The sequence below is a fragment of the Roseivirga sp. genome, assembly GCF_965216855.1.
Classification (GTDB): Bacteria; Bacteroidota; Bacteroidia; order Cytophagales; family Cyclobacteriaceae; genus Roseivirga.
On record NZ_OZ244204.1, the window covers coordinates 2811263 to 2833495 of the forward strand.

At 42.5% G+C, this 22233-nt stretch carries 21 protein-coding genes; 4 read left to right on the forward strand and 17 right to left on the reverse strand.

The window, feature by feature from the left end; genetic code table 11:
- Positions 1 to 198: 198 nt before the first annotated feature.
- On the forward strand, positions 199 to 2448 hold the full coding sequence (locus ACOOEY_RS12415) for an ABC transporter permease (RefSeq protein ID WP_420385036.1): 2250 nt from the start codon (positions 199 to 201) through the stop codon (positions 2446 to 2448).
- Positions 2449 to 2611: 163 nt separating this feature from the next.
- Complete coding sequence (locus tag ACOOEY_RS12420) at positions 2612 to 4666, forward strand: carboxy terminal-processing peptidase (RefSeq protein ID WP_420385037.1); 2055 nt, start codon at positions 2612 to 2614, stop codon at positions 4664 to 4666.
- A 196-nt stretch (positions 4667 to 4862) separates the two neighbouring features.
- Here the strand turns inward: ACOOEY_RS12420 and ACOOEY_RS12425 are convergent, their stop codons facing one another.
- The 5 genes from ACOOEY_RS12425 to ACOOEY_RS12445 all read right to left on the reverse strand — a co-directional run bounded on the left by ACOOEY_RS12425 (position 4863) and on the right by ACOOEY_RS12445 (position 11189).
- Positions 4863 to 5804: a hypothetical protein gene (locus ACOOEY_RS12425; protein ID WP_420385038.1), complete on the reverse strand. Its 942-nt coding sequence runs from the start codon at positions 5802 to 5804 to the stop codon at positions 4863 to 4865.
- A 2-nt stretch (positions 5805 to 5806) separates the two neighbouring features.
- On the reverse strand, positions 5807 to 7360 hold the full coding sequence (locus ACOOEY_RS12430; protein WP_420388654.1) for an amidohydrolase family protein: 1554 nt from the start codon (positions 7358 to 7360) through the stop codon (positions 5807 to 5809).
- Between the two features lie 100 nt (positions 7361 to 7460).
- The gene (locus tag ACOOEY_RS12435; protein WP_420385039.1) at positions 7461 to 7832 is read right to left on the reverse strand and encodes a hypothetical protein; all 372 of its coding nucleotides are present in this window, start codon (positions 7830 to 7832) and stop codon (positions 7461 to 7463) included.
- An 82-nt stretch (positions 7833 to 7914) separates the two neighbouring features.
- Entirely contained in the window at positions 7915 to 10491 is a 2577-nt protein-coding gene (locus ACOOEY_RS12440; protein ID WP_420385040.1) for an ABC transporter permease, read from the reverse strand.
- Positions 10491 to 11189, reverse strand: coding sequence for an ABC transporter ATP-binding protein (locus ACOOEY_RS12445; RefSeq protein WP_420385041.1), 699 nt, complete (start codon positions 11187 to 11189; stop codon positions 10491 to 10493). The genes ACOOEY_RS12440 and ACOOEY_RS12445 overlap by 1 nt, the downstream gene beginning before the upstream one ends.
- A gap of 87 nt (positions 11190 to 11276) precedes the next feature.
- Here ACOOEY_RS12445 and ACOOEY_RS12450 point away from each other — a divergent pair, with 87 nt between their 5' ends.
- Positions 11277 to 11897, forward strand: coding sequence for an arylesterase (locus tag ACOOEY_RS12450; protein ID WP_420385042.1), 621 nt, complete (start codon positions 11277 to 11279; stop codon positions 11895 to 11897).
- Here ACOOEY_RS12450 and ACOOEY_RS12455 read toward each other — a convergent pair.
- From ACOOEY_RS12455 to ACOOEY_RS12465, 3 genes are read right to left on the reverse strand one after another with little or no spacing between them, the layout of a single operon-like run.
- Complete coding sequence (locus tag ACOOEY_RS12455; protein ID WP_420385043.1) at positions 11894 to 12640, reverse strand: carboxypeptidase-like regulatory domain-containing protein; 747 nt, start codon at positions 12638 to 12640, stop codon at positions 11894 to 11896. The two genes, ACOOEY_RS12450 and ACOOEY_RS12455, sit on opposite strands and share 4 nt — an antisense overlap.
- A gap of 50 nt (positions 12641 to 12690) precedes the next feature.
- Entirely contained in the window at positions 12691 to 13086 is a 396-nt protein-coding gene (locus tag ACOOEY_RS12460; protein WP_420385044.1) for a hypothetical protein, read from the reverse strand.
- Positions 13083 to 13673: an RNA polymerase sigma factor gene (locus tag ACOOEY_RS12465; protein ID WP_420385045.1), complete on the reverse strand. Its 591-nt coding sequence runs from the start codon at positions 13671 to 13673 to the stop codon at positions 13083 to 13085. Before ACOOEY_RS12465 ends, ACOOEY_RS12460 begins: the two co-directional genes overlap by 4 nt.
- A gap of 161 nt (positions 13674 to 13834) precedes the next feature.
- Here ACOOEY_RS12465 and ACOOEY_RS12470 point away from each other — a divergent pair, with 161 nt between their 5' ends.
- Positions 13835 to 14200 (forward strand): DUF6249 domain-containing protein, encoded by a 366-nt coding sequence (locus ACOOEY_RS12470; protein WP_420385046.1) that lies wholly within the window; start codon positions 13835 to 13837, stop codon positions 14198 to 14200.
- Positions 14201 to 14279: 79 nt separating this feature from the next.
- Here the strand turns inward: ACOOEY_RS12470 and ACOOEY_RS12475 are convergent, their stop codons facing one another.
- From ACOOEY_RS12475 to ACOOEY_RS12515, 9 genes are all read right to left on the reverse strand, one after another.
- Positions 14280 to 14735 carry a hypothetical protein gene (locus tag ACOOEY_RS12475; protein ID WP_420385047.1) on the reverse strand — a complete coding sequence of 152 codons (456 nt, stop codon included), beginning with the start codon at positions 14733 to 14735 and terminating at the stop codon, positions 14280 to 14282.
- 10 nt (positions 14736 to 14745) lie between these two features.
- Positions 14746 to 15204, reverse strand: coding sequence for a hypothetical protein (locus ACOOEY_RS12480; protein WP_420385048.1), 459 nt, complete (start codon positions 15202 to 15204; stop codon positions 14746 to 14748).
- A gap of 51 nt (positions 15205 to 15255) precedes the next feature.
- The gene (locus ACOOEY_RS12485) at positions 15256 to 15660 is read right to left on the reverse strand and encodes a hypothetical protein (RefSeq protein ID WP_420385049.1); all 405 of its coding nucleotides are present in this window, start codon (positions 15658 to 15660) and stop codon (positions 15256 to 15258) included.
- A gap of 9 nt (positions 15661 to 15669) precedes the next feature.
- The gene (locus ACOOEY_RS12490) at positions 15670 to 16230 is read right to left on the reverse strand and encodes a hypothetical protein (protein ID WP_420385050.1); all 561 of its coding nucleotides are present in this window, start codon (positions 16228 to 16230) and stop codon (positions 15670 to 15672) included.
- 158 nt (positions 16231 to 16388) lie between these two features.
- Positions 16389 to 16787: a hypothetical protein gene (locus ACOOEY_RS12495; RefSeq protein ID WP_420385051.1), complete on the reverse strand. Its 399-nt coding sequence runs from the start codon at positions 16785 to 16787 to the stop codon at positions 16389 to 16391.
- A gap of 6 nt (positions 16788 to 16793) precedes the next feature.
- On the reverse strand, positions 16794 to 18026 hold the full coding sequence (locus tag ACOOEY_RS12500; protein ID WP_420385052.1) for a hypothetical protein: 1233 nt from the start codon (positions 18024 to 18026) through the stop codon (positions 16794 to 16796).
- A gap of 206 nt (positions 18027 to 18232) precedes the next feature.
- Entirely contained in the window at positions 18233 to 19771 is a 1539-nt protein-coding gene (locus ACOOEY_RS12505) for a YifB family Mg chelatase-like AAA ATPase (RefSeq protein ID WP_420385053.1), read from the reverse strand.
- Positions 19758 to 20345 carry a D-sedoheptulose 7-phosphate isomerase gene (lpcA, locus tag ACOOEY_RS12510; RefSeq protein ID WP_420385054.1) on the reverse strand — a complete coding sequence of 196 codons (588 nt, stop codon included), beginning with the start codon at positions 20343 to 20345 and terminating at the stop codon, positions 19758 to 19760. Before lpcA ends, ACOOEY_RS12505 begins: the two co-directional genes overlap by 14 nt.
- Positions 20346 to 20398: 53 nt before the next feature.
- A complete protein-coding gene (locus tag ACOOEY_RS12515) occupies positions 20399 to 22231 on the reverse strand; it encodes an ABC transporter ATP-binding protein (protein ID WP_420385055.1) in 1833 nt (610 codons plus the stop codon).
- Positions 22232 to 22233 lie beyond the last annotated feature (2 nt).

The following is a 22233-nucleotide window of genomic DNA, read 5'->3' on the forward strand; positions in this document are numbered from 1 at the left end:
GATTACATAATTTCATTATTTTCCCTCTGTTTATCGACACTATTTCAAAGTCGTTAAAGTCATCACTATGCTCAAAAATTATCTCAAAATTGCCTTCAGAAGCCTGATGAAAAGCAGGGGGACTTCTGTTATTAATATTGTGGGTCTTTCCATTGGAATGGCCTGCTGCATCATCATTTTCCTCTTCGTTCAAATGAATTGGGTTATGATAAATTCCACTCCAAGTCTGATAATATATTCAGGGTACTCACTATAGACGAAGCCTTGGGAGTTAGTAGTAACCTGGTAGGTATTACACTACCTGCTTTGGGTGAAGCGATGGATAATAACTTCCCCGAAGTAGTTCAGAGGGTAAGAATGATCCCACAGGGAAGGCAACTCATAAACTACGAACAACAAGGCTTTTATACAGAGCACTTTGCTTATGCCGAGCCCACACTCTTTTCTATGTTTGATTTTAAACTGATCGATGGAGATACAGATAAGGCCCTGACTGAACCCAATACTGTGGTGATGTCTCAATCCATGGCATCCAAGACTTTTGGTGGTGAGCCTGCCATAGGCAAGCGCATTGATATCGGTAATCAGTCAGGATTAGAAGTGGTGGGTATTATGGAAGATGTACCTCAGAATTCTCATCTGAATTTTGATGTAGTGGTTTCTATGCAGCAGGCAGATACCACTTCGGGGTTTGCACAGTTCCTTCGTTCCTGGCAGAGCATTAGCATGGTTACCTATGTTGAGCTGGCCAATCCTGACAGCGAGCAAAATGTGGAAGCCAAAATGGAGGAGATGATCCGCGCGAATGATGTGGGAGACAACTTTAAGGTGACCCTTCAACCTCTTTCAGATGTTCACCTTAAGTCGAGCGGTATTCTCTTCGAAAACTATAACCTCAACAAGACGGACATCAGCTATGTCTACACTCTGGCTGCTGTAGGTCTGTTTGTGATCCTTATTGCATCGTTCAATTTCATGAACCTTTCAACGGCCAGGTCGGTCAACAGGGCTCAGGAGGTTGGCGTCAGGAAAGTTTTTGGGGCTCTGAGAACACACCTCATCAATCAGTTTATGATTGAATCCGTGGTCTTATGTCTGCTCTCATTTTTCATTGCTCTGGTACTGGTAAGCCTTACTGGCGGTGTAGTGAACCTGCCTATTGAGCAAAACCTGGCATTATACTTTGTGGGCAATCCTGTGTGGATCGGGGGAGCATTACTCTTTGTTATCGTTTTGGGCTTATTTTCCGGTAGCTATCCGGCTCTCTTGTTATCGGGTTTTAATCCCATTTCTATTCTTAGAGGTTCATTCAAAACCAGCTCCAAGGGAGTGATGCTGAGAAAGTCTCTGGTAATTTTCCAGTTCACCATTTCCATCATCATGATTATTGGAACGGCCATAGTTTACGACCAGCTTCAACACCAAAGAAATATAGACAAAGGCTTCGATCCTGAGCAAGTTCTGACCATTAATGTAGGACATCCGAGTTTGCAACAATCATTGCCTGTTCTGGTGAATAAGCTGGAGCAGAGTCCTGAGATTATTGGAACAGCCAGAACAGCCAGTATGCCGGGGAGAACATTTGGTAGAAATGGGGTGCAGCCTGAGGGAGTGCCTCAGGAAGACACCTGGATTATATCAGTCTTCAGTTTTGATGAGAAATTCATGGAGCTGATGGATATGGAAATAGTTGATGGTCGGGCATACGATCGCGAAATGCAAACAGACCAGCAACAGGCTATACTCATTAATGAAGCTATGGCCAGAGAACTAACCTGGGATGAACCTGTTGGGAGAAAGATAACTTTTGGACAAACTGAGAGAACAGTCATTGGTGTAGTCAAAGATTTCCACTTCGCCAATATGAGACATAAGATTGAGCCTTTGGCCATGTTCTTTAACCCGACCGGAGGGGGCAACCTGGCAGTAAAGTTTAATGCGAATAATGCCAGTGAGACAGTAGCCTTCATTCAATCTGCATGGGATGAAGTCTTTCCTAACAGTCCTCTGGAGTATCAGTTTTTTGATGAGGAATTTGGTCAGCAGTTTGCTTCTGACGAGCGATTTGGCCGTCTGGTATTTAGTTTCACCTGGCTGGCTATTTTCATTGCCTGTCTGGGACTGTTTGGATTGTCTGCCTTTACAGCCGAGCAAAAGACGAAAGAAATTGGTGTAAGAAAGGTGTTGGGCGCAAGTGTGGGAGGTATTGTTCTACTCCTTTCAAAACAGTTCTCTCAGCTGATAATGATTGCCGTGGTATTGGCGATTCCGGTCGCTTACTATCTGATGGATCAATGGTTGAGTGATTATGAATATCGAGTGGATATTAGTTGGATGTGGTTTGTTGTTTCTGCTGCGCTGGCCTTGTTGATTGCATTGATAACAGTGGTGTATCAATCTGTTAAGGTGGCTAGTATCAACCCCTCCAGGTCGCTCAGATATCAATAATTTGCAAATTTTAACAAGTAATAATCCATCCATTGAAACTAACCTTGTAGTGGATGGTATTATAATTGTGTCCATTCCTAGAATAGGATCGTGAGAATTCGATTGAAATTTTTACATTGGATTCTTGCGTTTTAAATAACGTTTGACTGTTAACAGCGTTGAAATGAAGATGATGAGAAAGTTGATGATATATACCCTGATGCTTTTAGCCGTAAAGGCATCCTGGGCAGAGAGAGATACCACACAATATTTACAGCCTACAGAATCGCACATGAAAGAGGCGAGGATCATTGTTCAGATTCTCGATTATGTGCATTACCGTGATATTGATCTGAATGATTCGCTCTCTTCAGTCATCTTTGACAACTTCATTGAATCGCTGGACGGAAACAAAAACTACTTCCTGCAGAGCGACATCAAATCATTTGAGAAGTACAGATTTACATTGGATGAAGATTTAAAGCGGGGTAACCTCGTTCCTGCCTTCTATATCTTCAATATTTATAGAAATAGAATTTTATCGCGTCTCGATTACGCCATTGCTCATGCTGGCGATCGTTTCGACTTTAATAAAAATGAGTCATTCATGGTGGATAGAGAGGATGTGCCCTATGCTGCTTCTGAAGCGGAACTGGATGAACTCTGGAGAAAAACACTGAAGAGCCAGGCCCTAAGCCTGAAATTGAGTGGCTCTGAAGATGATAAAATCAAAGACTTATTAACGAAGCGCTATGAGCGTTTCCAAAGCAATGTAGAAAAGTATAATAGCAACGATGTCTTTGAAATCTTTATGAATTCATTGACGGAATCCTTCGATCCGCATACCAACTACTTCACCCCATTGAATGCTGAAGACTTTGAAATGAACAGCAAGAAGTCGCTGGAAGGAATTGGTGCCACCCTTCAACAGGATAATGACTACACAAAAATTGTGGAGCTAAGACCAGGCGGTCCGGCTTTCAAAAGCGGTGAAGTAGATAAAGATGACAGAGTGGTTGGTGTAGCTCAGGGTGCTGATGGAGAAATGGTTAGTGTAATCGGATGGAGATCTGATGAGGTTGCCGGCCAGATCAGAGGACCAAAAGGTACGCTGGTAAGACTGGAGTTATTACCGGCAGGGGCCAGTGCCGGAGCTGAAACCAAGACAGTGGCTATAGTAAGAGATAAAATCAATCTGGACGATGCCAAGGCAAAGAGCCAGGTGGTTCAAATGACTGAAAATGGTCAGGAGTACACATTGGGAATTATTTCCGTTCCAGACTTCTATCTGAATGCCGATGAGATGGAAACCAATCCTGAAGATTATACCAGTACAACCAACGATGTGAAAAAGCTCATCAAGGACCTGGAAGCACAGGGAGTTGATGGTGTTATGCTAGACCTGAGAAATAATGGTGGAGGCGCTTTGTTCGAAGCCATCAACCTATCTGGACTGTTCATTCCGGGTGGCCCTGTTGTTCAGGTGAGATATCCGCAAGACAGAAAAGAAGTGCTCGATTCTGACAATGCTCAAATGTTCTATGATGGTCCTTTGAGTGTGGTGATTAACAGATTCTCCGCTTCTGCTTCAGAGATTTTTGCCGGTGCAATTCAGGATTATAAAAGAGGAGTGATTGTAGGAGAGCAAAGCTACGGTAAGGGAACAGTGCAGCAGGTAAGAGGCTTGAATGACTTCCTGAGACAATCGACTGGCGATGACCTGGGTTTGATCAAATATACGATTGCTAAGTTCTATAGAGTTACGGGCAGCAGTACTCAACATAGAGGAGTTACTCCTGATATTGAGTTCCCTTCAGTTTATAGCGCTTCGGAGTTCGGTGAGAGCTCTCAGCCAAGTGCCCTTCCTTGGGATAAAATCGATCCGACTAATTTCAAGCCATTGAATTACGTGGATGCGAATTTGATCTCTTCTCTAAGAAAGCAGTATGATAAGAGAATGAAGGAAGATCAGTTGTTGGTAGATCTTCAGTTCGATATTGAGGAGATGAAGAAGTCGAGAGCGAGAAAAGAGATTTCTCTGAACTATGATGTGCGTAAGAAAGAGCAGGAAGACTTAGAAAAAAGAAGGGCAGCCCGTGTGAAAGTAGGTGCTTCTCTGACTGAGTTGGAAGCTAATCAGGTAGACGACCGCTCTCTTGACGATATCAAAGACCCATACCTGAAAGAAAGTATCAGACTGCTGGCAGATCAAATTCAGGCTGCCAGAAAGAAAGGATAATCTAGAGACGGTATCAATAATTGCCCAAGGCTCGTCATTCTGAATTTATTTCAGAATCTATGTTCCTCACAGAGACCCTGAAACTAGTTCAGGGTGACGCCACCAAAGTAACTATTGATACCGCTTTTTTATTTCAAGCCCATAGAGATGCCCGCCTATGCGGGAATGACGTACAGGGTTGATTTTGTTAGTGATCTTACCTGAGTCTGTTCATATCAGCTTCGGCTGCTATGTAGCCAAAGGCTGCCCAACTGGTTCCATCTAAAACATCAGCTAAAATTTGTTTCGCTCTGGCGGTATCACCATTGTACAAGTACCAGTTAGCCACACCATATCCCTGCGTAGCGAGACTCAAGGCTACATCTTCATTATCGGTTTTAAATAACTCTTCAACCGGTAGTTCTCCTTTATACATGAGAAGCCTCTTCAGATAGCTGTCATTCTCAATAATTTCCATGTCGGCATTGATTAGCCCAAGCACCTCGTTGGCTTCTTCCGACTTACCTTGTCTTTTCAGTGTCATATATAGCCAGTCAGCAGTAGCCACTATCAGGTCAGGGTTTTTGGAGTACTCCATGCATTCCCTGTAAATGGGCTCAGCTTTGTCAAATTCGGCTTTGAGGTAGTGGGCCAGAGCATAGTGATAAAGGATATTGAACTGGGTATTGGAAAGTGGAATGTTCAATCGGTTTGGTGCACCATCAGGCTCCGTATCCATTACGCCTTTGGGCATCAGTTCATGTGCTTTTTTGAAGTCTGCAATCGCCTTATTAAACTCCCTCAGACTGATATAGCGATGTCCTCTATGTCGATAGAGTTTGTGTGAATCCGGATACTGCTTCAGTCCATCAGAAAACACTTCAATGGCCTTTCGGTAGTCAGAAAGGTAAGCATACCTTCGTCCTAACCAGATGGTATTCATTTCCGAAGGGTCAGCTTCATAATTGGCTTGTGCTTCGTTCAAATTAGCTTCCAGCGCAGCGAGCTGTTCTGCCGATCGGTTCGGGATTTTCAATGAATCTCCCAGAAGAGACATGGCTTGAAAATCTTTTAACTGGTAGGTTTCTTCTTTTTGTCCACAGCCCAGGAGACAAAAAAAGGCTGATAGAATCAGCCCTTTTACAAATATCTTGTTCATGGTTATTTGGTTGTTAGCTTAAAAGACATGCCATTTTTCTTCTCATCAACCATTCTTCTCACATCCTCCAGCAGTTTTTTGGCATCATAGATAATACCATCTTTAATGGTGTATTTTACCCCGCCAGCTCTTTCTACTTCGTTGGCATCATTGAGTCTGATAAAACCAGTACCATAGAGCATTTTGAGGTTTTCCAGCGGGTTTTCTTCCAGAATTACGAAATCGGCATACTTACCGACTTCTACTGAACCCAGCATATCATCAGCCCCAAGCGCTTCAGCTCCATTCAGGGTGGCAGACATAATCACTTCGAGCGGATGGAAGCCTGCTTCCCTCAATAACTCCAACTCCCGGATAAACCCAAAGCCGTAAAGCTGATAGATAAATCCTGAATCAGACCCTGCGGTCACACGGCCACCACGGTTTTTATACTCGTTTACAAAAGTCATCCATAGCTGATAGTTCTCTTTCCAGGCCACTTCCTGCTCAGTTCCCCATGAGAACCAGTAAGAACCATGTGATCTCTTGCTTGGGCGATAGAAATCCCACAGACTTGGCAAAGTGTATGACTGGTGCCACTCAGCCGTATATGCCCGCATCAGGTCCCGGCTGGCTTCGTAGATGTTGAAAGTAGGATCGAGTGTGAAATCCAGTTCCAACAGCTCATTCATTACCTCATTCCATTTCTCTGAGTAAGGAGGTGCTGCCTGTTTCCACAATCTGCCCGCTTCCCCGAAACGATCCTGCTCATTTCTATAATTATAATCCAGACTATAGTTCTGAATTTTCTTATCGGTGAACATAGCTTCTGGGAGTCCGTACCAGTGCTCCATAGAAGTGAGCCCGGCTCTGGCAGAATTCAAAACATTCCATCGTACTACATCCATTTGTGCATGGTGCATGGCCGATCTTAACCCTAGTTTTTTATTCTCCTCCAGCGCAGCCTGCATAATATCTGGTGCTGCTCCAAAAAATTTGATTCCATCAGCGCCATTGGCTGCGTTTTGTCTCACCCAGGCTCTGGCTTGTTCTGGTGTTGAAATAGGCTCCTGTGAGCCTTGCCCAAAACCGGTGTAGGCGAAAATTCTGGGGGCGGTAATTTCGTTGTTGGCACTTTTCTTCTTGTGCTCCAGTACCCAGTCCAGTCCATTTCCTGCTGAAGGGTCACGAATGGTGGTTATACCATGTCCTAACCAGAGTTTGAAAACATATTCAGACGGAGTGCCTTGAGCGGTGCCTCCAATGTGTCCGTGCATATCGATCAGTCCTGGAAGCAGGTACATGCCTTCCGCATCCAGCTCCTGATCTCCGGGATTGGCCTTAGGTCTGTCTCTGTCTCGGATTGGCACACCGGGATAACCTACATTGTAAATGCCTTTGATGATGTTCTTTTCGACTACAATATCTACAGGGCCTGTTGGAGGAGCTCCATTACCATTGATGAGGGTAACACCACGAATGATCAGTCGGGTGAAGGGACCTTCACCTTCAGCCCTTGGAGGTGCTTTTTGTATTTGGGCAAATCCTAGTTGGAAGGTCAGAAATGTCAGTGCCATGAAGCACAGACGAAGTGATAGTTTCTTCATAAAATTAAAGGTTGACGATATCAAGATATTGATTTCATCAACCTTTAACAATATGCTTTATATGAGCAGCTTACTCGCTGGACCCGGTTCTTTTGATTCTGGTAAGCACTAAGGGGAATTTTTGGCCTCCCTGTGACCATTCACCAATAAATTTCTCATCCTTCAGTGTGCCTTTGTAATGACCTCCAGCCTGATTGATGGTTAATTCCAAAGTCTTGTCACTGTATTTGGCCTCATCCATTTTATAACCGAATGCATTTTGATCGGGACTATCCATGGTGGCCGAAAGCTTACCTTCACTGTTTACCACATGAAAGACTATTCTCATGCTCTTTCCCTGCACATCGATAGAACCTTGCCAGTTACCGGCAGCTTCATTCAAATCTGTGTCTTGAGGAAAGAATAATAAGAGACCGAATAATAAGGTAATAACAGCTTTCATAGCAATTTCAATTTGCTTGCAAATTACGAAAATTGTACCAAACTGATTTCTCAGAGCATGGACTCAAAGGCTTGTTTACTTTTTACTGCACCTCACTTCTCAGTACCTCAAGAGGTGGTTTACTCACAATTCCCCTGCTATTGGCCAAACCAATAAGAATTGTCAGGCCGGTAATGACCAGATAGACCAGAATGATTGGAAGTAAATTCGGAACAAAGGGCGTTTCGAAGGTATAATAGGCCAATCCCCAGCTTGCCAATAATGAGAGAATAATCCCAGACAGGGAAGCCAGACTACCCAGGAAGAAGTACTCAAGACTGTTAATGCTAAAAATTTGGTTTCTGCTTGCCCCCATTGTTCGAAGTAATACGCTTTCTCTGATACGCTGATATTTGGAAAGAATCACAGAACTAACCAAAACCAATAGGCCGGTAAGGATACTGAATAGAGCCATAAAACGTATGACAAATGAAATCTTGCTCAAAATATTGTCGAGTGTATTCAGAATAAGACCGATGTCGATGACGGATACATTCGGATAGTTCTTCACCACCTCTCTTTGAAATAGAGCTCCTTGCTCTGCATCTTTCACCCTGGTAATGAGTACATGAAATTGAGGAGCAGGCTCCAGTGCTCCCGTTGGGAAAAGTGCTAAAAAGTTCGTTTGTACCCTTTCCCAGTCAATCTCGCGGGTACTGCCTAAAATGGTCTCAACAGGAACTCCCTGCACATCCCACACAATAGTGTCTCCTAATCTGATTCGATTTCTTCGGGCGTAATCTTCATCGAGACTCACCATGATGTTCTGCGAATAGAGGTTTTTGACAGAGTCATTCATGTCCTCATTAATGCCAAAGAATCCACTGGAAAGTGTTTCTGACTCAATCAGGCTATCTCTGTAGGTAACCCGCCACTCCCTTCGGAAAGGAGAGCTCCTTAATTCGAGGGTGGAGTCATTCACGACTTGTTGCAGAGTATAGCCATTGACAGACTCCATGCGCATGGTGACAACGGGTACTTGTTGTAATACAGGCAGATCATAAGACCTGGCCATCGAGGCGAGTTCCTCTATCTGATGACTTTGAATATCAAAGACCATGAGGTTCGGCCGCTCATTGTCTGTAGTTATTTCTACCTGATTTATGAGTAATGCCTGGATAAAGTAGAGTGTGGTAATTAATGCCGTACCCAAGCCGATAGAGGCAATCAGTACCAGACTTTGATTGTTAGGACGGTAAAGGTTGGCCAGGCTTTGTCTCCAAACGTAACTCCATTTTGAAGGAAAGAATTTTTTCACCAGCCACATGCTGAACCTGGCTACCATGGCCAGGAATCCAAAAGAGAATGCAATAAAGAAAGTAAAGATCAGGCTCTCGCCAAGGTTTCCAATCTGGATAAAGGCGAAGGCAATTACAAAGATTAAGATGGCAGTGTAGACCAGCCACTTCAGGCGATCTTTATGAGAGTTGGGATCAGAATCGACTCCTCTAAGTGTAATCAGTGGCGATGCTTTGCGAATACTGACAAGTGGCGCTAAAGCAAAGAGTACAGAAACGAATATTCCGGTCAGCATTCCACCAATAATAGATGGCCATGATAAGGCGATATTGACTTCCACCGGTAAGAAGCCAGCGAATACTTTGGGTAGAATGGTCTGTATGAAGGTACCTGCAATGGCTCCAAGTAATGAACCCACAAAACCTGCAGCACCAATCTGAATCAGGTAGATGAGAAAAGTATCTTTACCCGAGGCACCAAGACACCTCAGAATGGCCACTGATCTGATTTTATCTTTCATGTAGATATGAACAGCACTAGCCACACCTACGCAGCCTAATAGCAGAGCGACAAAGGCCACGAGATTGAGGAAGTCAGCGAGGTTGTCGAAGGTTTCCCCTGTTTCTTCTTTTCTTTCCTTAACGGTCTCGCTGCTAATGTCATGCATTCTCAGCGTGTCACTATCTATGGCAATTTGATCGGCAATATCGAAATCCTCCGGAGGATTGGTAAACTTGTAAAAACGTCTGTAGTAAACCCGGCTTCCCCGTTGAATGAGCTCAGTATCGTCCAGATATTTCATGGGGATATAGACGGCCGGAGCAACTAAAGTGGCGCCTAAGGTTTGAGAAGGGGATGAGATTAAAGCTCCTTCTACCTTAAAAGTGACCAGGCCAATTCTGATGGAGTCGCCAACCTGAACATCATACTGAATCATGACACTTTGGTCGACCAATGCTTTTCTGTCACCATCCCTGAATGTGCTTTCTGCTTCAGCAGGTTCAGTTTCTATCTTGCCATAGTAGGGAAACCTGCCTTCAAGCGCCCTTACATCAACCAGCCGGCTTCCCTGGCTTTTAGGAAAGAAGGCCATAGAGGCAAAGGAATTTTCGAAAGAGACGTCATGCTCCAATGTATCGACCAGGCCATAATGAAAGGTGGAATCATTACTTCCTAATTCCAGATCGGCACCCAGCAATTCCATGGCCTGGGCATTGATGTCATCTTTCAGGTTATCACTAAAGGAATTGATGGCCACCAATGCGGCAATACCGATGATAATAGAAGATATGAAAAGCAGGAGTCTGGATTTACTTCTCCGGCTATCTCTCCAGGCCATTCGAATAAGCCAGGCCCAATCTGTTTTTCGTTTATTCGCCATCAGACAGTCGCAGCTTCTTGTCCATGACTGTCACTGATCACTTTACCTCCTTTCAGCTGGATGATGCGATCAGTCTTTTTGGCTAATTCCGGATCATGCGTCACCAACACCAGGGTGGTGCCCAGTTCTTTATTTAAATCGAACAGGAGCGATTCAATTTTGATGGAGGTTTCCTCATCAAGATTTCCGGTAGGCTCATCGGCAAAGAGTATTTTGGGGTTATTTGAGAATGCTCTGGCAATGGAGATTCTTTGTTGCTCCCCACCTGAAAGCTGGGTGGGATAATGATCATGTCTTTCTGCCAGACCTACCCTTGAAAGCAATTCCATCGCTCTGGCTTTAATGCCTTTTTCTCCCCTAAGTTCCATGGGTACCATAATATTCTCCAGCGCTGTGAGAGTAGGGAGTAACTGAAAGTTTTGAAATACGAAGCCAACATGTTCATTTCTCACTCTGGCTCTTTGGTCTTCGTTTAGCCTGTCCAGGGTGGTGCCATTCAGTCTTACACTTCCCGAAGAAGCACGGTCTAAACCGGCACAGAGTCCTAGCAATGTTGTTTTTCCACTTCCCGAAGAACCTACAATGCTGAGTTTATCTCCCGAGTTAATGGAGAAACTTATGTCAGAGAGTACCGTTAATGCTTTGGTTCCGCTTTGGTAGGTTTTGGAGAGTTGCGAAACTTCCAGAATGTTGGTCATAGATTTAGTGGATGATTTATATTCAAAAGACGCAAGAACTAATATTTAGTTCAATGGTTTTTATAGATAAGAAAAATTGCTCGACAAATGTTTAAAGTGCTTCAGGTAGGTAGTCTGGTACTAAGTTTTATTGTAGCCACTTGTCTTATTCAGGACAGCAAGAAGCGAATCGTCTTTTTTGGAGACAGTATCACGGCTGGTTATGGTATCAATATGGAAAATGCCTTTCCCGCGCTAATACAGGAAAGGATTGAGGAAGCCGGAATGAATTACGAAGTGGTTAATGCGGGCCTGAGTGGTGAAACTACAGCTGGGGGATTGAACAGAATCGATTGGATTTTGCGGGCCAGGCCGGATGTCTTTGTGCTGGAGTTGGGAGGTAACGATGGGCTACGGGGTTTAAGCCTGGAAGAGTCTGAGAAGAATCTCAAGGCCATGATAAAGAAGGTTAGAGCAGCTAACCCTAAGGCAAAAATCATATTGGCGGGCATGCAGATTCCGCCAAACCTGGGGCAGGACTACACTGATCAATTCAAAAATCTCTTTCCCGAAATTGCCAAAGAAATGGATACCGAATTGATTCCCTTTTTATTGGAGGGAGTGGGAGGTGACCCACAGTTGAATTTATCTGATGGTATTCATCCTAATCAGAAGGGACATGAAATCGTGGCCAAGACAGTTTGGAGTTATCTGAAACCGATGCTCTAACGCCTGAGGAAGGCCTTATACTTTTCCAGAATTAGTTTAGTGATTTCATATTCACTTTTACCGATGATTTGCCCATCGAGAAAATTGCAGAACTCCATAAACTCATCAATCACCCGATCATCTATTCGGGTTACCCGTTTCACCAGTTTCTTGTTGAAGTATTTCTCTCTTTCGGCCTGGCGCTTGTCCTGAAATTCTTTTGACTTCTTGTATTCATTGATAATACGACTTTGCTGAATTCGCTTGTCAAAGTCATTGAAGACACCTGAGATAACAAAACCGATTTCCCCGTTTTTGACGACAGGGTCTACTTGAATTTCGTTCCAGTCTGTCACGTTCTTGGGGATTCTGATACCGATATCCAGTGTGTCGAATTTTGGCCGTTTGAGATAGAAATTGTCGGTTAGTTGAATCACCTGTATGGAGTCCAGTTCGTAGGCAGCAGGCTTGAGTTTGAAAATAACGGTTTCTGAAAAATCAATCTCGTCAAAGTTGAGCGCGATACTGAGTGTTTCGAATCCGATAGATGATATCTGCAGTGTATCTCCTTTTTCAACCCTAAACTGGAATCTTCCATCGACAGAGGCACCAATGCCCTGGCCTTTATTGGAAACCAAAACACTGGCATAGGGTACAGGGAATCCGGTTTCAGCATCAACTACCTTACCACTCAATCGTTCAGTTTGGGCCTGAACCATCAGCGAGGATGCCAGAAAGAAGAATATGATTAATACAAACTTCATTACAGGTAAGACACCTAAAATTGGTGAATAGCCTGTCCTGAATGAAACGATTAACTGTTTTTAACCGAGTGGTTACCTGAATGAGTAAGCATTCTGTAGAAAAAAACCGACAGCCAGGCAATACCTACCAGAAAGGCCATAAAGTAGATGTAGTTATTGTCTACAGTAAAGGTAAGGTCCGGAGTTGTTACGGTAAAGTCTTCTACCCCAAGAGTGTCTTTCAAGCCAAGGTCTATGCCTCCCAGGGCAAAAATTAGTACCACCGGAATAATCATAAAACTTGCAAACAGCACCTTAAGGAGTAGGGGAGTTTTAATAGATCTGGTTCGCTCATAAGCAGCAATCTCATCCATAATGGACCTATTGAAGCTCAATGAAGGCTCGTCCATTCCCTCATTTTGAAGCAATTGCTTCAGTTCTTTATCTGATAATTCAAATTTGCTCATAGCAGAGATTTAACCTCCGTATCTAACAGTTTTTCAAGGGCTGCCAGCAGTCTTTTTCTGGCTCTGTGCAATCTAACTTTTACATTAGACAATTCCCAGCCAGTAATCTCGCAGATTTCGGCCAGGGAGTTTTCATTCAGATAGAATAATGTGATCACTATCTGATCTTCGCTTACCAATAATTCAAGAGCTTGCTGAATATAGCTGCTCCGTTCATCTTTCTGAAGCTTTCTCCATTCGGATCCGGACTCGGCATAAGCACTGGAATCTTCAATCACATGTCCTTCTATATCCTGCATATCCAGCTTTTTTTTCTTGAGCCTGGTTAGTGCAGTGTTATAGACTATGGTATACAGCCAGGTGGAGAATTTTGATTTTCCCTCAAACTGGTTGATATACTTATAGGCTTTGACAAAAGCATCCTGAGCTACCTCTTCTGCATCTTCCCTGTTCTTCATCATTTTAAGGGCCAGGGTAAATGCCATGCCTTTGTATTCGTCAATCAGGGCATTGAATGCAACCATATCGCCTTGCTTTACTTTAGCGATAATCAGTTCCATTGCATAAGATTCATTGTGCCCTTTCATTTTTTGACTTGGACTAAGCGGATCCTTTCGAGGTTACAGATGAAATGGAATTTATGGTTTTATATTCATTCTACCTGAGTGGCCAGGAAAATTATGGTCCAGGGTGTAACCAATTTGAGCAAGCCTAAATCAAAGGGGATAGAACTTAAATTTTGAATGTCATGGACGGAGCTTTAGTTGCAGCATTATTCTTCACTTTCTCGATTACGGGAACGGTTGGCTTGATATACTACTATTATCACACCAGACACAAAGAGAGAATGATGCTTATTGAAAAAGGAGCAGACGCCAAACTCTTTAAAACTGAGCCGAGGAAGAGAAATTACTTCTTTACTGTAGTAATGGGAATTGTATTTATCTGCCTGGGCTTAGGGATTGTTTTGGGTTCTGTTTTTGCCAGCGTGGCTTATGATATGGGTTGGATTCGACACGATGGTAACCCCATGCCATACTTCACTGCCATCTTTATAATGATAGGGGTAGGATTTTTAGTCTCCTATTTTGCCAGTCAGAAACTGAATAAGTAATACCCATAAGGTTTGGATGTAGAATCCCCGGTGAGAGCCGGGGATTTTTTGTTTACCCTTTATTCATGGGTTGCTGATGTCAATTGCAATCAGGAAATGATTTCCTGCTCAGGTCGAGGTGAAAGTCTATTCTTAATGAGTCATAATCCTTAATGTTTATTTCTCTGGTAATAATTTCCTGATACAACATGCTACTGGCTGAAAGTCTTAAAGGGACATCTATATTTCTCGAAATGCTAATCTTAAAGTTTCCAGAGCCATCAGTGATCTCTGTTAAGCATCCCCATTTAACAAAGCTTGCCGGTAAGGGCTTCTTACTAATGATGGAATTGACGGATCCAAAAATGATAATTGAGTCACTTGATTCTCCACGGTTTAAATTGTATTCTTTTAGTTGATATCCCCCATTATTGTCAGTTGGGATTAGAATTACTTCATTTTTGTTTGGCAGTAAATTACAACCTGTTGTCATAAAAAGAACCGTAACATATATGAATATTGGATTGGTTGTTATTGAAACGCCTTTGTTTTCCATGTGATGTGGCTTAAAAGGTAATAATGCCCTTCTGTCCGTTATTCATTGGAATGAAAAGCACCAGTTTTGAGTCATTCAGACTAAAATAAATTTTGAAATCCTGATTATTGAATTGTGCCATATAAACTACTTGTATGTTCATGTCTCTTGCAAAGGAGATCATATTTTGATTGAATTCACTATTTGAATCAAGCTCAACGATACTATTTATAAACACTTTTTGTTGCAGAAGCGTATTCCTCATCTCTGAAAGTAGCTCAATGGCCAGAGCCTGTCGATCCGGTTGTACATGAAAATGATTCTCATAAACGTTTTGAAGTTCAGTCTCAGTGAGAGAAAGGTCGTAGACCAGCTTGTTTAATTCTCTTTCGGCACTTTTCAATGGACTATGGCTGCCGGAGCAAGAACTCAAGAAAATAAACCCCACTAGTATGATGCTGAATCTGGAAGAGGTAAAAGATTTTAGCATAGTTGAGTTCTCCTATTTGTAGATGGATTCATTTGCAAGAGGTTGTTTAGGTTACTTTTGGGCAATTTGGTGATTGATAACTTTTAAAGTCTTTTTGCCCTTTTGGTACTTGGCAAAGTAAGATACATCAACCTCAATATTTTCATTAAATGGCCTGACTTCAGTAATCTCTGGTTTATAAAGGGCTCCAACTTCAAATACAGAGGTTTTAGGGTACCCATCTATGTTAGAAATAGCAAAACAGTAGGACTGAATTATCTCTCCACTATCGTTCTGTGCTGATCTATAAGGGTTAGTTTTTCTATGACTACTGAATATAAACGCCTTTGTACTATAATTACTACAGGACTGAATAGAACTGATCAGTTGAACAGTGGAAATATCAGTTACTTCTTTAATCTTAGTTTCCTGATCATATAGGAAAGAGCTGACTATCAGAAATAGAAGTAGTTTCATAGGTAAAGGCTAATTCTGCTTATATGTTCTGTACTCTATTGCTGGAGGTGCAGTTTCTTGTGATACTCTGTTCTCGAGTATATGGATCAGATAAAAACCTTTCAGGTTCCAGGTTTTCCTCAATGACTCAGCAGGGAATGGCTCCAGATTTCCTTTAAGGTCTTCAAGGTAAGCTTGTTTACCCTCAGGTGTAAATGAGAAAATGCGGTTTCCTGTTTGATAGGCCAGAACCCTCCCGTTCACCTGAGAATAGTGTGTTGGATAAAGCATCATTAAATCATTAATATCTTCTTCCGGATGAGCGAATGAGATGTTGATTTGATAAGTCACTAGGGTGTCAAGTCCAAGCCCGGAGCTTCTGTCGCCCTCGCGAATAGACTCATCAACACTAATGATCAGATACCCCTTGCCGTTGGCAAACAGGCTATCCTTTTTTTCTTCCATCTTAATAACGGTTTCAATGGATGACCTTAAAGCACTATCTGTTAATTCAAACTTTTCAATACCAGCCTGAAATACCTGTGCCTTTAATAGGTTAGAACATAGCAGTAATATGAGAATGATTCGCATAAGCTGAGTAAATTGATTGCATGATATTGCTGCCTGGCTGAAAGCAACTACCTGATTTATCCACACCTGCCGCACGATTGTTGAATTCTTCAAAAGCTTTAGCACCATCTTCTCTAACCCATTCGATTGGTTTGACAGAAAATTGTAGAGATGAAGTTTTACGGCTCAATAATTCGGATATCACTTACGCTCCATGTACCCTTTTTTAAAAGTTTTGCTTGTACTTCAACATTTTCTATTGCGTAGAAAAAATGAATGGATGCAAGGTCTTGGGTGATTTTGAACTCAAGAATTTCAATGTAATTTTTTCCTGTTATATCACTTTTAGACGCTACCATAATTTGTGTCCCATCCCTTTCAAAACCCTTTAGTTCTTCAGTTATCTGAGATTTGACTATAAAGATTTTCTTTCGTTCGTCATTCAAGTCTAAATGCAAGTAATTTTTGAAATCGGATTGGAAAAGGACGCTTGACAGAATCAATTGATCTTCTGAAGTGGAGCTTTCTTGAGCTGTTGAAATTCCAAAAAGAGAGAGAAATACAATGACAAATAACATAACTAACTACTTACCTTTTTTTAAAATTGCCTGAGCATTGCTTCTCCAGACTGATTGACCATAAACATCCTTTTCGAAAAGATGTCCTTCCTCACCAGGATAATCCGATCCGTCTGTCCAATCGCCAAGATGAACTAGCTCGTGTAACAATGTAACCCCAACAAGAAATGCAAAAGAATCGGCAATTCCTGTGCTAGGTATTGAACTCTCTAAATCCATTACTAAGTCGGAATCGATATATATGGCATTAGGTTCTTTGTTCCCATCGAAAATACCGTAAGTATCAGAATTACAGGTAGCACAAAAGTTATCCAGTTGCTTTACTCTTATTTCAGGGCCTTCACCCCACCTAAGTTGCTTTTTTATAACTTCTGCAGATAGGCCTGTATATTTCTTGATGGCTTCAACGATCAAGGTGTTGGAAGCGATAGTTGGTATTTGATTTTTAAGATATTCTGTGAGTTTGGGGTATTTGGTTGCATAATCAGATCCCTTAGGATATTTGACTAATGGAAAACAGATGATGGAGCCTGAACAGTTTCTATATTCCGAACCTCCCCCACCTCCTGAGCCACCGGCATCGATAATGACATCATGATTTGGACTCTCTTCCCAGTAGACATCAGTGTAGCAGTCGGCATACATGAAATACCGATATGGATCGTCTTTTGTCCCTAAAAAGTACAAGGTGCAGTTCTCATATTCAACTAGCCCATAGGTATTTTCATCATCTTCCAGCGGGGTAAGATTTCTTTCCCCTCTAGATTGATTTTTGTAGCCAATAACTGAAGAATAGCTTTCCTGATGATCAGGGAAGATGACTTCATTGTAAGCCAAAAATAGATTGGCTAGTAGGTAATGCGAAACGACATTCTGTGGTAGACTAAATAGTTGACCATGCTGAAGCATGCCTATTCTCCTTTTTCCATCACTTTCAGTGGCAATGATTAAAGCTTCAATATACTGACTGTCTGTCCTGAATACGGGCAATGTCATTACCTCCGTTCCATTCTTCGCCTTAAACCTGGAAGCCTCATGAAAGGCAACCTGACCAAATGACTCATGAACCTGATCTGAAGAAGTTAAAACTTGTTTTACGTAGTTTTCGAAATCATCTGATTCTTGTTCATATTTTGATTGAGGAAGTTCAGTTAGAGTATCTTCTGGATATGTTTGACAGGCTACAGCCAGAAAAGCTACAATCACTGGCAAAATGCCAAACAGGTTCATTGTTTTCATGGTGATGGATGTTTTCAATTAACTCCATCAATTATAATTATCGCTGAATTTGTTTGATTAATCTGTGCTTTAAAAGTCAGTATTTACCTTAAAAATCACGGGTATCCGTGTAAAAATTCTTCTCTTGATCAGAATTTGGCCTTTTCAGAAGCTCAATGGAGCGTGATCATACGACATCATTAACGATGGGTGAAAGTCGGAAATCTTTATCCTGCCCAGTTTTCTCTGTCCAGACTGCGGTATTGAATGGCTTCTGCCAGATGTTCTATTCCGATGTTTTCTTTGCTGTCAAGATCGGCAATGGTTCTGCTTACTTTAAGAATCCTGTCATAGGCACGAGCCGAAAGGCCGAGCCTTTCCATGGCAGTCTTCAGCAAGGTCTTACCTGCTTCTGAGATTTGGCAGACTTCTTTTACCTTTTGACTGCCCATCATCGCATTGGAGTGAATTCCATGCTCCTTAAATCTCGCCTGTTGAACCTCTCTGGCAGCAATCACTCTTTCTCTTATCGTTTCACTGCTTTCAGCTTTTCTGTTTTGGGTCATTTGATCGAAGGAAACAGGAGTTACCTCTACATGCAGGTCTATTCTGTCAAGCAATGGTCCTGAAACCTTATTGAGGTAGCGTTGAACTTGTCCTGAACCGCAGACACATTCTTTTTCAGGATGATTATAATAACCACAAGGGCAGGGGTTCATGCTGGCCACCAGCATAAAGTTGGCCGGAAACTCAACAGATAGCCTCGCGCGACTGATGGTGACTTTTCGTTCTTCGAGTGGTTGTCGCATGACTTCTAACACCGTTCTCTTGAACTCAGGAAGCTCATCGAGAAAGAGCACTCCGTTATGGGCTAAAGAGATTTCTCCAGGCTGTGGTACTCCACCACCACCTACCAAGGCGACATCTGAAACAGTATGGTGTGGACTTCGATAGGGACGTTGGGTGATCAGCTGTGCATTAGAACCCAGCTTGCCTGCCACACTGTGAATTTTTGTGGTTTCTAAAGCCTCCTGCAAATTCAATGGGGGCAATATAGAGGGGAGCCTTTTGGCCAGCATGGTCTTACCTGCGCCAGGAGGACCAATCATAATTACATTATGTCCACCTGCGGCCGCAATTTCAAGAGCTCGTTTAATATTTTCCTGACCTTGCACATGAGCAAAGTCCGCTTCATAATCATTGAGCTGACTGAAGAAACTATCACGGGTATCATAGAAGATAGGCTCTATGCTGCGTTTACCTTCCAGAAACTCTATGGCTTCTACCAGATTGGTTACTCCTATGATATCCAAATTATTGACTATAGCCGCCTCATTGGCATTTTCAAGAGGAAGTATAAACCCTTTAAAACCCTTCTTGCGGGCTTCTATGGCAATTGGTAGAGCTCCTTTAATGGGGCGAAGGGTGCCATCGAGAGCAAGCTCGCCCATCACCACATAGCGCTCCAGTTCCTTGGCGATAATTTGCCCTGAAGAATTCAGTACCCCCAAGGCAATGGGTAAATCATAAGCAGATCCCTCTTTGCGAATATCGGCAGGAGCCATATTAACCACTACCTTCTTGCGGGGCATACGATACTCAAAGTATTTGAAGACCGACTCAATGCGGTGTTCACTTTCTTTGACTGCGCTGTCTGGTAAGCCTGAAAGGTAGAATTTGGTGCCATCAACTATGTTGACTTCAATGCTGATAATCTGAGCATCTACGCCAAAGACGGCACTTCCATATCCTTTAGACAGTTCCAACCGTGTGCTTCTCGATTAATTGTATGATGATGTGAATGACTTTGATGTGGATCTCCTGAATTCTGTCGGCATAACCGAAGTGCGGAACCCTGATTTCTACATCAGCCAATTCTGCTAATTCACCACCGTTTTTTCCGGTAAGGGCCACCACTTTCATTTTCTTCTGTCTGGCCATGGCACTGGCCCTGAGAATATTATTGGAGTTACCACTGGTGCTAATGGCTAGCAATACATCACCTTCTTTACCAAGCCCATCGATATAACGCGAGAATATGGCGTCATATCCAAAGTCATTCGATACACAAGAAATATGGCTGGGATCAGAAATCGCTATGGCTGGCAATGCTTTTCGATCTTCTCTATATCTGCCCGTCAATTCTTCAGCAAAGTGCATGGCATCACAATGAGAACCACCGTTGCCACAGCTGAAAATTTTGTTGCCTGCGTTAATGGCATCGACCATGAGCATGGCAGCATTTTCAATAGCCATAATGTTAGCATCATTAGAAAGGAACTGGTCTAAAACCTTTGCTGCTTCATTTAACTCACTTACGATTAGCTCCTTGTTCTCCATTGGGTTGAATTTAAATTATTTAGCATAATAAGCCAAAAAATACTTGAATAAGTCTAAACAGATTGCATATTAATTAGCTTGTGGTAGATGCCTCCCAGCTTTAGCAACTCCTGATGTGTACCTTGTTCTACAATTCGGCCCTTTTCCATAACCAAAATTTTGTCAGCATGCTGAATGGTACTTAGTCTGTGAGCAATGACAACTGATGTTCTGTTTTTCATCAGGTTGCTCAAGGCTTCCTGCACCAGTTTTTCTGATTCTGTATCTAATGCAGATGTTGCTTCATCAAGAATAAGGATGGGAGGGTTTTTCATAATGGCCCGGGCAATACTGATTCGCTGACGCTGTCCACCCGAAAGCTTTCCGCCTCTTTCACCGATATTGGTCTGGTAACCATGCTCTAGCTCCATGATGAAATTATGTGCATTGGCTATCTTGGCTGCCTGAACAATGTCTTCTTCTTTGGCATCGGGCATGGCAAAGGCAATGTTCTTGGCTACTGTATCATTAAACAGGATAGACTCCTGTGTGACAATGCCCATCAAATGCCTTAGCGACTTAATTTCAATATCCCTCAGCTCATGGCCATCTATGGAGATACTGCCTTCAGTGGCATCATAGAATCGAGGAATTAAATCAGCCAATGTCGATTTGCCAGCTCCCGAAGAACCAACCAGGGCCACCGTTTCACCTTTATTGACTTTCAGGTTTATGTTCTGTAGTACAGGTTCTTTCTCGTAAGTGAAACCAACCTGCTTGAATTCAATATGCTGACTGAACTGATCTATGATTACCGGATTGGTCTTGTTCTCAATTTTAGCTTTTTCATCTATCAGTTTGAAAATCCTTTCTGCCGATGCCAGTCCTCTTTGAATATTACTCACACTTTGCGAAATGCTTTTGGCAGGATTCAGAATCTGGCTAAATACAATAATATAGGTGAGCAACTGCTCAGCTTCTAAGTCGCTTTCATTACTTAAGACCAGATTACCACCAACAACTAGTAAGGTGGCAACCACAATGATTCCTAAGAACTGCGATACTGGTGATGCCAATTCGTTCTTGCGAGACATTGACATGCTGATCTTCTTATATTGATTGGTCTCCTTATTAAAGAGATCATTCACATAACCCTTGGCGTTAAAGGCTTTGATCACCCTCATTCCTCCAAAAACCTCATCCATCAGGTTAACAATTCTGCCCAGTGATTCCTGGCTGAGGAGGGCCTTCTTCTTCAGTCTTTTGACAATCTCCGAAATGATGGTTCCCATCACGGGGAAGAACACCAGAGTGAAAAGCGTAAGCTTAAAGGAAGTAGCAAAAAGAAAAGCGAGGTAAATAATGATGGTAGCCGGCTCCCGGAAGAATACCTTAATAGAACTGATCAGGGTTACTTCGATTTCCTGAACATCGTTAGTCATGCGCGACATGATGTCGCCCTTTCTTTCACCGGCAAAGAAGCCTAAGTGCAGACCGGAAGTATTGTGAAAAACCTTATCTCTGATTTTCTGGATCACCTCAGCCCTCATGTAACCCATGATGACGTTAGAGAAATAAGTGAATAGGTTGGAGAGGAGTGCTGAAGTACCAATAACAATACTGACGTAAATCAGCATACTGCTTTTACCATAGGTATTTCTTACCGCAATCAGTTTTTGGTAGAACAGCCCCTTGAAATAAGAGCCGCTAAATTCAAAGTCACCGACTGTTGCCAGCTTGGCTAATTTTTCTTGAGTTTTGGTTTCAAAAATAACCGTGAAAAGGGGCTCAAGAAGAGCCAGGTTTGTTAGGCTGAAAATAATGGCCAACAACGCAAACACGATGTATTGTGGAAAATACCTGTGATAGGGCTTGGCAAATGAAATAATCCGACCGTAAGTACTCATGC